At 71.6% G+C, this 11,369-nt stretch carries 10 protein-coding genes; 5 read left to right on the top strand and 5 right to left on the bottom strand.

The genetic code is table 11. The features are described from left to right. A partial coding sequence (locus D7X74_RS33300) for a glycosyltransferase (protein WP_233595910.1) occupies positions 1 to 1,001 on the bottom strand: 1,001 nt, incomplete at its 3' end. 294 nt (positions 1,002 to 1,295) lie between these two features. Between D7X74_RS33300 and D7X74_RS33295 the strand changes: the two genes are divergently transcribed. After that, positions 1,296 to 2,198: an alpha/beta hydrolase gene (locus tag D7X74_RS33295; RefSeq protein ID WP_233595909.1), complete on the top strand. Its 903-nt coding sequence runs from the start codon at positions 1,296 to 1,298 to the stop codon at positions 2,196 to 2,198. Here D7X74_RS33295 and D7X74_RS33290 read toward each other — a convergent pair whose 3' ends face one another. Then, positions 2,199 to 2,957: an arginyltransferase gene (locus D7X74_RS33290; RefSeq protein WP_120537035.1), complete on the bottom strand. Its 759-nt coding sequence runs from the start codon at positions 2,955 to 2,957 to the stop codon at positions 2,199 to 2,201. Positions 2,958 to 3,132: 175 nt separating this feature from the next. On the opposite strand from D7X74_RS33290, the gene D7X74_RS33285 reads away from it, so the two are divergent. From D7X74_RS33285 to D7X74_RS33275, 3 genes are all read left to right on the top strand, one after another. Further along, on the top strand, positions 3,133 to 3,321 hold the full coding sequence (locus D7X74_RS33285; RefSeq protein WP_147446772.1) for a hypothetical protein: 189 nt from the start codon (positions 3,133 to 3,135) through the stop codon (positions 3,319 to 3,321). A gap of 287 nt (positions 3,322 to 3,608) precedes the next feature. Continuing rightward, positions 3,609 to 4,469, top strand: coding sequence for a glycosyltransferase family 2 protein (locus tag D7X74_RS33280; RefSeq protein WP_199741950.1), 861 nt, complete (start codon positions 3,609 to 3,611; stop codon positions 4,467 to 4,469). Between the two features lie 13 nt (positions 4,470 to 4,482). Then, on the top strand, positions 4,483 to 5,928 hold the full coding sequence (locus tag D7X74_RS33275; RefSeq protein WP_120537032.1) for a pyridoxal-dependent decarboxylase: 1,446 nt from the start codon (positions 4,483 to 4,485) through the stop codon (positions 5,926 to 5,928). A gap of 10 nt (positions 5,929 to 5,938) precedes the next feature. On the opposite strand, the gene D7X74_RS33270 is transcribed toward D7X74_RS33275, so the two are convergent. Further along, positions 5,939 to 7,261 carry a carbamoyl-phosphate synthase gene (locus D7X74_RS33270; RefSeq protein ID WP_199741949.1) on the bottom strand — a complete coding sequence of 441 codons (1,323 nt, stop codon included), beginning with the start codon at positions 7,259 to 7,261 and terminating at the stop codon, positions 5,939 to 5,941. Between the two features lie 299 nt (positions 7,262 to 7,560). Then, positions 7,561 to 8,382: a methylase gene (locus D7X74_RS33265; RefSeq protein ID WP_120537031.1), complete on the bottom strand. Its 822-nt coding sequence runs from the start codon at positions 8,380 to 8,382 to the stop codon at positions 7,561 to 7,563. A gap of 237 nt (positions 8,383 to 8,619) precedes the next feature. On the opposite strand from D7X74_RS33265, the gene D7X74_RS33260 reads away from it, so the two are divergent. Next, on the top strand, positions 8,620 to 9,675 hold the full coding sequence (locus D7X74_RS33260; protein ID WP_233602363.1) for a hypothetical protein: 1,056 nt from the start codon (positions 8,620 to 8,622) through the stop codon (positions 9,673 to 9,675). Here D7X74_RS33260 and D7X74_RS33255 read toward each other — a convergent pair. After that, the gene (locus D7X74_RS33255; protein ID WP_120537029.1) at positions 9,612 to 11,210 is read right to left on the bottom strand and encodes an MBL fold metallo-hydrolase; all 1,599 of its coding nucleotides are present in this window, start codon (positions 11,208 to 11,210) and stop codon (positions 9,612 to 9,614) included. The genes D7X74_RS33260 and D7X74_RS33255 overlap by 64 nt on opposite strands. Between the last annotated feature and the right edge of the window lie 159 nt (positions 11,211 to 11,369).

Genomic DNA, 11,369 nt, shown 5'->3' with positions numbered 1-11,369 from the left:
GGGCCGGAGGGGCAGTCCGTGCTGACGATGGGGCACCCCAGCGCGAGCGCCTCCAGGAGCACCATGGGCAGGCCCTCGAAGCGCGAGGAGAGCGCGAACGCGGTGGCCCGCCCCATCAGCGCATGCGGGTTGTCCGCGAAGCCGGGCATGAACACGGAGGCCTCCACGCCCAGCTGCTTCACCAGCGCCTTCAGCTCCTCCTCCAGCGACCCCACCCCCAGGATGAGCAGGTGCGTGTCCGCTCCGGCCGCCTGCATCCGGGCATGGGCGCGGATGAGCACGTCGAAGGACTTCTGCGGCTCCAGCCTTCCGACCGCGATGACCACCGGCTTCTGGTACACGGCCTGGGCCCACTGCGGCAGCGGGGCCAGCGCGGCGACGCGGACCCGCTCCGCGTCCACGAAGTTGGGGATGACCTCCAGCCGCTCGCGGTCCACGTTCACCAGCTCCGCGAACGCCTTCGCGGAGTCGTAGCCACACGCCACGATGCGGTCCATGCCCGGGTACAGCACCTTGAGGCCCCAGAGCTGCCGGCGCGGCTGCTCGCGGTGGAACGCCCCCCAGTCGAAGTGCACCATCCCCAGCACCGGCTTGCCCAGCATCGCCCCGGCCATCCGCGCCAAGAGCGCCGCCCGGCCCTCCTGCCCGGAGACGATGATGTCCGCCTTGCGCGCCTCGTTGAAGAGCTTCCAGAGCATCCGGGGCAGCTCCCAGCGCCGGTACGCTTCAATGCCCACGCCCCAGGAGATGGGCACGTCCGCCGGGATGCGGTCGCGCGTGTCCGGCGGCGGCGGCCCGTGGTGGAAGAACAGCGAAGGGTCGAACCGCTCCCGGTCCAGCCCCGCCAGCACGTTGCACACCGAGCGCTCGATGCCGCCCGTGCCCATGAAGACGAGCGTGAACAACACGCGCCGCCTGCCGGGCGCCGGTGCCGAGGCCGTCATGTCTCGCTGCGCCCGCAGGTTCAATGTCTGGGCTTCCCGGAAAGAAATGATTTTCATCCTCCCGTGCGGTTCGCGACCGTCCGACGGGCCCACCCGTTGAATCACCCGTGGATCATTAGCCCACGCACCCTGCCATAGGTAGCGAAGGCCGCACGGGCGCGCCACTCAGCGGACAATTGAATGACGCCATGGTTTTGGATCTCCGGGCCCTGCGTTTTCTCGTGACTGAAACACGGGCACGGCCGCCCGGCGGGCGGGTTCGTGACACAGGGCGACGGGGCCCTTTGGCGCCCTCCCCGTGGACGCCTGTCGGGGGACCCGGGGCTGGATATAGGCTCACAATCCATCCCCGTGAAGAAACCCATCCCCCTCGTCCGCCCTGCCCGCCTCCTCGCGCTCGTCCTGGCGGGTGTCCTCGCGCTGGCCGCCGTCATCGCGTACCGCAACGTCCGCACGGCCAGAGCCGTGTTGCATCCCGCGCGTCAGGCGTTGAAGCCGCTGGGGGACGCGACGCTCCCGGCCCGCACGGACGTGACGCTGCGCACGCGGGACGGGCTGAGCTTGCGCGGCTGGTACGTGCCGTCGCGCAACCGCGCGGCGGTGGTGGTGATGCACGGCTTCGCGGAGAACCGCACGCAGATGCTCTTCGAGGCGGAGGCGCTGTCGCGCGCGGGCTACGGCGTGCTGCTCTTCGACTCGCGCGGCCACGGTGAGAGCGACGGAGACCTCGTCACCTGGGGCGACCGGGAGCGGGAGGACCTGCGCGCGGCGGTGGACTTCCTGTCGGCGCGTTCGGACGTGGAGCCGTCGCGGCTGGGCGTGCTGGGCTTCTCCATGGGCGGCACCACCGCGCTCCTGGAGGCCCTGGACGATGCCCGCCTCAAGGCGGTGGCCGCCGCGGGCGCGTACCCGTCGCTGGTCGCGGACACGCGCTACAGCTACGGGAAGTGGGGGCCGCTGAGCGTGCAGCCGGTGCTCTGGACGATGCGCCTGTCCGGCGTGGACGTGGACGCGGTGGACCCCATGGCGCGCCTGTGCGAGCTGAAGGGCCGGCCGCTCCTGCTCATCAACGGCGACGTGGATGAGTACGCACCCGCGTTCCTCCAGGACGCGATGTTCCAGGCCGCGTGCGAACCCAAGTCGTACTGGGTGGTGAAGGGCGCGCACCACGGCGGGTACGCGAAGCAGGCGCCGGAGGAGTACGCGCGCCGCCTGCGCGACTTCTTCGACGCGGCGCTGCTCGGCGGCTCCTGATCAGGGCGTGTCGGGCGTCTGCGACGCGGCCCGCCAGTGCGGGGGCTCATCCATCGCGGGCCGGCCCTCCAGCAGCTCGTGCGGACGGAAGCCGGCCTTGTAGCGCAGCGAATCACACGCGAGCACGCGGTAGCCCAGGTAGACGTACGGGATGCCCCGCTCGCGCGCCAGCTCCACCTGGAAGAGCACGCTCGCCTTGCCCAGCGACAGCCGCGAATACGCGGGGTCGTAGAAGAAGTACACCGCGCTCCACGCGCGCGGCATCTCGTCGCACAGGCCCAGCCCCACCAGCTTCGGGCCCGCCGGGTCGCTGTCGTCGTACCAGGCCACCTCGCGCGCGGACGGGTGCGGGAAGGCGAACTGGAGCGAATACTCGCGCTCGCCCAGCTCCGAAGGGTCCCATTCGCGCACCGTCTCCCGCTCCGCGTGCCACGCGCGGTAGAGCGCGAGCCGCTCCTCGTCCACGCGTGGCGGCCCCACCTCCACGCGCAGGTGCGCGCACGCCGCCCGGGCCCGGCGCTGGCTGCGGTTGGGCTGGAAGCCCTCCACCGACACCCGCAGGGACACGCACTCCTGGCACCCCACGCACGCGGGCCGGAAGTACTGCGGCCCGAAGCGGCGCCACCCCCGCACGAGCAGGTGCTCGTACTCCCGGGGCGTGACGTTGCGCATCAACAGCGTCTCCAGGGACGCCTGCCGCCCCGGCAGGTAGCTGCACGGACGCGGAGCTTCGATTTCGTGTGCCAGCAGGACGGCCATCGGTGTTCCTTTCCTGTCGGCCCGGCGTCCTTCCGTCAAGCAGTGCCTGCCTGGTCGGCGACCCACCCCCCGTCGGGAACGACCCATTCCGGTGATCCGTTCCGTATCGAGGGTGGCACACCGACTGCAAGTCACCGGCTGACGCCGTACTGCTTGCGGAAGAGGGAGAATGCACATGGCCCGCGAGGAACTGCTTCCTGGATGGCTGCCGCTCGACCCGGCGGAAGAGACCGAGCTGTCCGCTCACGGCGACGCGTTCTCGGAGGAGGACGCCCCGGAGCCCTTCATCGCCTACGTCGGGGATCTGCCCAGGGACGCGGACGCGTTCGACGACGGGTTCGACTTCGCCGTCGCCAGCTTCTGACGCCGCGCAGGGGGGCGGGCGGGCGGCCACGGTGTGGCAATCCTGTCGCGTCAGGACCGCAAAACCTGCCGGATCCACGGCCGGCGACGCAGTAGAAACTTCCGAGAAACCGGGAGGAATGGCTGGATGCTCCCTCTCCGGTGAAGCGGGCGGGTAGCGCCGGACACAGGGGCGGACATGGGGCGCAACGCCCCTGAGGCAGAATGTCCCGTCGCTCCAGGTCGTCCGGGACAAGGAGTCCCCGGGCTGGCTTCTCAGTCGTGGGCCGCCACCGGTATAAGTCCGGCATGTCCCAGATTGACGTCTCGGTGGTGATGCCGACGTACAAGCGCGAGAAGGAAGTGGTGGAGGCCATCCACTCCGCGCTGCGTCAGGAAGGCGTCCAGGTGGAGGTGCTGGTCCTGGACGATTCGCCCGAGGGCACCGCTCGCCAGGCGGTGCAGGCCATTGGCGATGAGCGCGTGCGCTACTTCAAGCAGGACGTGCCGTCGAAGGGCCGGCCCGCGCTGGTGCGCAACCACGGCGCCACGCTGGCCCGGGGGCGCTACCTGCACTTCCTGGACGACGACGACCTGCTGGCCGACGGGGCGCTGAAGGCGATGGTATCCGCCCTGGACGCTCGGCCGGACGCGGGCGTCGCGGTGGGCTGGGTGGTGCCCTTCAGCGAGGATCCGGAGTGGCTGGAGGACAAGAGCAGCTACTTCGAGCGCGTGGCGAGGGTGGGCGCCACCACGCCCAACAGCGCGTGGACGGTGGCGCACATCCTGTTCCTGGGCACGCTGTACGTGAACTCCGCGTGCATGGTGCGCCGTGACTACTTCCAGCCGCTGGGCGGGTTCGATCCGAACATCCCCGTCTACGAGGACGTGGACTTCTACATGCGCGGCATCCGCCGCTACGGCCACGTCTACGTGAACCGCCCCATCCTCAACTACCGGGTGGGCAAGCCGTCGCTGATGCACGACCTGGGCAAGAAGGGCGAGAAGGTGGAGAAGTCCGTGGCGGAGTCCAACGCCATCATCCACAACAAGTACCGGCGTGAGCACGGGGAGCTGGAGTACCGGCTCCTGCAACTGGCCACGCGCGCGCTGAAGAAGCGCTTTGAACTGACGCGCTACCTGCCCCTCAAGCTGCCCCGCGCTTCCTGAAAGAGTCCCCACCGTGAGCCTGCATCGTCGTCTCGTTGGAACCGCCAAGCGGCAGCTGAAGCAGACCCTGGGGCCCGTGGTGCAGCGCGTGATGGCCCCCGCGCGCGCCTTCCTCCCCCCGGAGACGTGGAGCCTGGAGTCGCGCCCCGGCCAGGGGCTGTTGCTGGAGGGCGTGTCGCTGACGGACCTGGTGAAGGAGCACGGCTCGCCGCTGCACGTGGTGCACCTGGCGGCGCTCCACCGCAACGCGGCGGCGTTCCAGGCGGTGCCCCCGGGCGCGGCGGGCGGCTGCGAGGTCTACTACTCCTACAAGACCAACCCCGTGCCCGGCGTGCTGTCCGCGCTGCACGCGCAGGGCGTGGGCGCGGAGGTGATCTCCGCCTACGAGTTGTGGCTCGCGCTCAAGCTGGGCGTGGCGCCGGAGCGCATCGTCTACAACGGCCCGGTGAAGTCGGACGCGTCCATCCGCGAGTCCATCACGCGCGGCATCGGCCTGCTGGCGGCGAACCACGTGGAGGAGCTGGACGTTTTTGCGCGGCACGCGCAGGAATTGCGCAAGCGCCCGCGCGTCGCGGTGCGGGTGACGACGGCGCAGGGCTGGACGTCGCAGTTCGGCACGCCCATCGCGGGCGGCATGGCGCTGGCCGCGTACCGCAAGGCGCTGGCGGCGGGGACGCTGGACGTGGTGGGCCTGCACGCGCACCGGGGCGAGCTCATCCGCACGGAAGCGGAGCTGGAGGGCTTCGTCGGCGCAGTGCTGGACTTCGCGGACGAGCTGCACCGGGAGCTGGGCCTGGACCTGGAGGTGCTGGACCTGGGCGGCAGCCTCTGCACGCCGACGGTGGAGCACATCGAGAACAAGGACTGGCGGCTCAACCTCACCTTCCAGCGCGACCTGCCCGCGCCGGACTTCGCGGCGGCGCTCTCCATCGAGCGCTACGTGGCGAAGGTGGTGTCCCAGGTGGAAGCGCACTACGCGAAGAGGGGCCGCGCGCGTCCGCGCATCTTCCTGGAGCCGGGCCGCGCGATGACGGGCAACACGCAGCTGCTGCTGGGCCGCGTGCACGCGCTGAAGGACGGCGGCGAGCGCACCTGGGCGGTGCTCGACATGGGCATCAACCACGCGGAGTGCGTGCGCAACGAGTACCACCAGCTCTTCCACGTCGAGCGGCCGGACGCGCCCGCGCACCGGGCGTACACGGTGGTGGGCCCCATCTGCACCCCGGGCGACACGCTGTACCACGCGGTGCGGCTGCCGGAGCTGAGGGTGGGCGACACGCTGGCCATCATGGACGCGGGCGCGTACTTCGTGCCCTTCGGCACGTCCTTCTCCTTCCCGCAGCCGGCCATCGTGGGCGTGGAGGGCGGGAAGGTGCGCGTGCTGCGCCGGGCGGAGCAGAACGAGGACCTGATCACCTTCGATGATCCGGCCTCCGTCCCCGCTCGCGCCGCCAGCTAGCAGCCGCCCGTCAGCTGCGGTTGAAGACCATCATCCGCAGGAAGGCGCGGGGGTGGCGCGCGGACCCGTAGGCGATGGTGGCCAGCTCCACCGCCGCGGGCATCATGTCGTCCCGGTCGATGAGCGGATCCACCGCCTTCTCCCGGTGGGTGTTGAGCCACTCGCGCCACTGCCGGGCCTCGGTGGCCGGCAGCGCGCCGGACAGCCGCTGGAGGTTGAGCAGCATCTCCAGCGCGATGCGGTTGCAGAACACCTCTTCGTCGTGCCGGGCACTGACGGCGCGCGCGTCCGCCACCGCGTTCGCGAGCGCCTCCCGGTTGCCCGTGGCCGCGTGGTACGCGAGCAGCGGCAGGGGCAGCCCGCGCGCGATGTCGAAGCCCATCTGCCCGTAGAAGCGCGGGTTGAAGTCGATGAGGAGGTAGGAGTCCTTCGTCTGGATGAACTCCACCTCGAAGACGCCGTGGTAGCCCAGCCGCTGGCACAGCCGCGTGAGGCCCGCCACGAGGTCCGGGCGCAGCGGAGCGGATTCGAAGCAGACGCCCACGCCCAGCTTGCGCGGGCGCTGGAGCACCTTCATGGCGGCGCGCGCCTCGAAGAGCTCGCCGGACTCATCCACGAAGCCGGACAGGCTGTAGATGCCCTCGGCGGCTTCGGGGTGGAACTCCTGCACCATGGGGTTCACGACGGCCGGGTCGAACTTCACGAGCATGGGCGCGTACGTGTCGCGGGCGAACTCGCGGTACTCGCGCGCCAGGTCCTCCGGGGACGACACCGGCTGGCCCTTGCGGTGGGTGGCGTGGAGGATCTGCGTCGTGGGCTTGAGCAGGACGGGGAAGCTGGCCTCGCGGCGCACCTGCTCCAGGTCGGCTTCCGACTGGGGGAACCAGGTGCGCGGCAGGTGCAGGCCCACCTCCGTGCCCACCTCGTAGAGGCGGCGCTTGTTGAGCAGCCCGTACACCGCGTCCACGCCCGGGTCATAGAGGTGGAAGAGGTCCTCCAGCTTGGGGCGGTGCGCGGCGATGAGCCACGCCAGCTCGTCGCTCGTCGGGTAGAGCACGTGCTTGACGGGCTCACGCAGGCCGAAGTCCACCAGCCACTGGAGGAAGGCCTCCGGCTGGGATTCCGGCGGGCACTGCACGCGGCGGCTGACGAAGCGCGAATAGCTGGCCGGGCCCAACCGCCCGGTGTCCGCCACCGTCACGTCCACGCCATGGCGTCCCAGACAGCGCGCCGCGGCCAGGGTGCCGTAGAAGTTGGCGGAGAACAGCAACGCGGGGGGACGGGCCGCGATGACTGCCGCGGGGGCCTCATCGGAGAAGGCCGCCTCTTCCATCTCATGCTCCAGATTCGCGGTGTCGGCCCCGCCACGGGGGCGCGAGGAGGAACGACGGGATTGTCGGAGACGCTGCCCCAGGCGACTGCCCCCCGCATCAGGGGGGGCGGTACCGGCGGCCGAAGTGCTGGCCATCAGCCCCGCGGTGAGAAGCGTCAGAAGGTGCCTGTTCATGTCGAGCCGTCTGCCTTCCGGAAGCCCGGGTGACCCCCGGAGGGCAATTCCGGACAGAATACCTTTTCCCGCTGCGCTTGCGATCGCTCCTCGCGACGATTGCACCCCCAAGCAGCGGCGTTCCGTCAGCCAGGAATGCCGCCGGGCGGGCTCCAGCGCAGGCACCCCTGGGTCAGCAGCCAGGCATCGGTGGCGACCCCGGGGGTCGTCGTCGCGAGTCGGAGGACGGACTCCGCGAAGGCCTCCGGCGGCGCGGTGTGGCCGGCGGCGCGCGCGGCCTTCCACGCGGACTCCCAGGCCTGGAAGAAGGCGTGCACGGGCTCGCCCGGTCGGACGCGGCGGCGCAGGTCGCGGGGCAGCCAGTCGCGCAGCAGCAGGGGTGCGAAGCCCCGGGAGAAGTCGGTGTGGAACAGGAGGCTCTCGCGCACGGGGGCCGCGTCATCCGGAGCCCGACGCAGCAGGTGGGCCACGAGCACCGCCCCGTCCGTGTCGGAGCTGCCCTCCACGAGCAGGCCCGAAGGCAGCAACGGGCGTGTCAGCGCGCGGTGCACCTCCGGGATGCGCTCTTGCGGCCCCTGGCGCAGCAGGTTCATGGCGCGCACGAGCCGGGCGGGCTCCTCCGGTGACAGGGGCAGCGCGAAGCCACCTTCACGGAAGTGCGTGCGCGCATCCGCGTGCGTGCGCGCGGCGGCCCCGGCCCGTTCGGCGTCCAGCTCCACGCCCACGACGCTCAGCTCCGGGTTGAGGGTGCGAAACGCCGCGGCGCTCTCCAGCGTCGTCCAGGGCTGTTCGCCGAAGCCTACGTCCACGAAGACAGCGCGCGCCCAGGCGTCGTCCTGGCGCGTGAGGAGCGCGGATTCGAAGCGGCACAGGTACGCATCCAGCGCGCGCAGGCGCCCGGGAGCGGTGCGTCCCCGCGTGCGGATGTCCAGCTCGGCGTCGGCCATCCCCTGGACATGGGCGAGCGTCGCCGGGACGTCAAGGGCCCCGGTCCGCTCCGTGGCCCGCGAACACGGTGACCGGGCCCCCAGTGCCGTCCACGGCCGCGAGTGGAGCGAACGTCCCCGGTGTTCGGCGTCAGCCCTGCCTCCGTCCGCCCACAGCTCCCGGGCCTACAGGCCCGCAGGTCCGCCGCACCGCCCGGATTTTCGTCCGTCCGGCGTCGCACCTAGAGTCGGAGGCCCGTGAACCCTCCATCCGCCTCCTGCCCCCGCTGTGGCGCCATGCGCGCGGACGGACCCGAGTGCCCGGCGTGCGGCGTCATCTACCTGCGCGCGGAAGCACGCGCCGCCGCCCGACAGGCCGAAGCACGCGATGCCGCGAAACGGGACGCGGCCCTGAGTGAAGCGGAGGACCAGCGGCTCGCGCTGCGCGAGGCCCTGGAGGCCCACACCGCGCCCACGTTCGTGCCACACCTGAGCGCGGCGCGGCCCACGCAGGACGCCGCCCTGGAAGGCATCACCTTCCACGCGGAGGCCACGAACGGCGAGGACGTCCTGGAGGCGCGGCTGCGTCTGTGGGTCCTTCCCGCGGCGCTCCTCATCGCCTCCCTCGCGGTGCGCTCGCCGGGCTTCCACGCCCTGATGCGCATCTTCCTCACGATGCCCGTGCATGAGCTGGGGCACGCCGTCACCGCGTGGTTCTGCGGCTTCAGCGCCACCCCCTCGCTGTGGTTCACGTCCGTGTCGGAGGAGCGCTCGGTCTTCATCCCGCTGGTCCTGGCGGGCCTGCTGGGGACCCTGACGTATCAGGGCTGGAAGCGTCGCCAGTGGACGTGGCTGGGCGCGGGCGCGGTGCTGCTCCTGGCGCAGGCCGTGGGCACGCTGGGCCTGGACCACCGGGAGGGCCGGTCCCTGGTCACCTTCGGAGGTGACGCGGGGATGATGGTGCTGGGCACGGCGCTGATGGCCACCTTCTACGTGCCCCCGGAGCACTCCCTGCGCAGGAACGCGCTGCGCTGGGGCTTCATCGTCATTGGCGCGGCGGCCTTCATGGACGGCTTCGAGCAGTGGTGGGCCGCGCTCTCCCACGTGGAGCGCATCCCCTTCGGCCGGAACGAGGGCTCGGGCCTGAGCGACCCGACCCGGCTGGTGCAGACCTACGGCTGGAACATCAGCCACCTCATCCGCCGGTACGTGGCGCTGGGCATCACCTGCCTCGTCGCCCTGGGCCTCCTCTACCTGGGCGCCCTCTGGCGCGTGCGCGGCTTGCTGCGCCGTGGGACTTCCGCCGCGGGCTGACGCCAGTCTCCGAAGGGCCACTCGAAGCCGGGCGTGCGCCGCACCTCCGGCGACCGGGCCCCGCGCCACTTCAGCGACTCCCCGGGCCGCAGCAGGAGCGCCTTCGGTCCCTCGCCCTGGGCCTTGCGCACCTCCGCCAGACGCTCCGGATACGGATCCGCGTCCGGGTTCTCATCCAGCGAACTGGCGCCCGTGACGGGCTCACCCGGATAGCCCTCGTACCGGGGCCCCATGCCCTCGCGCCAGTACCAGGGGGCGCCTCCGTCCGCGCAGGGCACCACGTAGCGCGCGCCCAGCAACGCACCGTAGCGCAGCGCCTCCTCCGGCCCCGCCATCAACCGCTGCGGCGTCGTGAGCGCGTCGCGCGGCACGTTGACGAGGAAGGCATCCAGCGTGGTGAAGCCGAAGAAGATGGGTGGCAGCCGGAAGCCGCGCACGCCGCAGAAGAGCACGTCCACCGGGCCCTGCGCTTTGCGCACCTTGCGGCAAACCGCGTCCATGTCCCCGCGCACGTCATGGCCCGCGTCCGCGAAGAAGGCGGCGGAGAAGTCCGGCGTGCTCACGTGCCACGTGTTGCCCTCGTTGAAGAGGCCTGGGTGCGGCCCCTCGCCATCAGTGGGCTGCTCGCCGTGGAAGGGCAGCGCGCGCACCGTCACGTCGCCCACCTGCCGCGTCTCGCCCCAGCGCAGCGCTTCCACGCGCGTGAAGCCCAGTTGCTGGAGCCGCAGTGCGCAGTCCGTGGAGAAGAGGCTCTCGCGCGCCACCGTCGGCACGAAGATGCGCGTATCGCGGGGCAGCGGCAGCAGCGAGCCCAGGTGGAAGTGGTCTCCGTGCGAATGCGTGATGACCACCGCGTCCACCCGCCCCAGGTCGCCCGCCTGCATCGGCGCGTAGCCGGGCAGGTCCGCGTCTCCGGCGGGACGGAAGTACGGATCCACCAGCACGCGCCCTTCCCTGCCCGCCACCAGCACCGTGTTGTGCCCCACGAAGAGGGCCCCCGGCCCGGGCACGTCCACCGGTCCCTCGTGCCGCACGAGCCAGCCGGCCTGGGACAGGTCCCCCAACAGTTCGTCCACGACCGGCGCGACGGACAGGCCGCGCAGCTCCTCCGGCGTCGCACCCCGAGCGAGCGCGGCGAACAGGTCCGCCACCACCGGCCAGTCCTTCGCGCGCACCGGCACGTCCAGGCCCAGCGACTCCTGGCGCAGGTGCAGCACGCGGGGACGGTGGAGAAGCGGATCCGGGAAGAGGACGTCCTCGCGCAGCACGCGCCGTCCCATGCGCCGCTTCGTGCCCACGCACAGCGCGGCATAGCGGGGCGTGTCCTCCAGCCAGCGCACCAGCGCGTCGGCTTCCCGCAGCGCGCCCTCGCGGCCCAGCGCGGCGATGTGCCGCTTGAGCGGAAGCTGTGCGCGGCGCACCGGACGCGCCGTGGGTCCCTGGATGCTGCACCCCAGGTCCTCATGGTGGTCGGCCTCCGTCTTCGCGGAGGCCAGGACGGCCAGGCTGACACCACGGTGCAGGGTGAGTCGCATGCACCGCGACGTCGCACGGCCGGTCGCCCCTTGCAAGGGTCCGCGAGCCTCGCGGCGCGGGCAGCGACGGGCCGCCGGGTCGCCCGCATCCGGGAGGCCACCGCCGGTTGTGGGGGGCCCGCGAACGCCGCTACCCTCCGCCGCACCCATGGCCCACCC

This window comes from Corallococcus sp. CA047B (assembly GCF_003612065.1).
In the GTDB taxonomy this organism is placed as follows: domain Bacteria; phylum Myxococcota; class Myxococcia; order Myxococcales; family Myxococcaceae; genus Corallococcus; species Corallococcus praedator.
The sequence above is the reverse complement of the archived record's forward strand: the minus strand, read 5'-3'. Positions and strand labels throughout refer to the sequence as shown.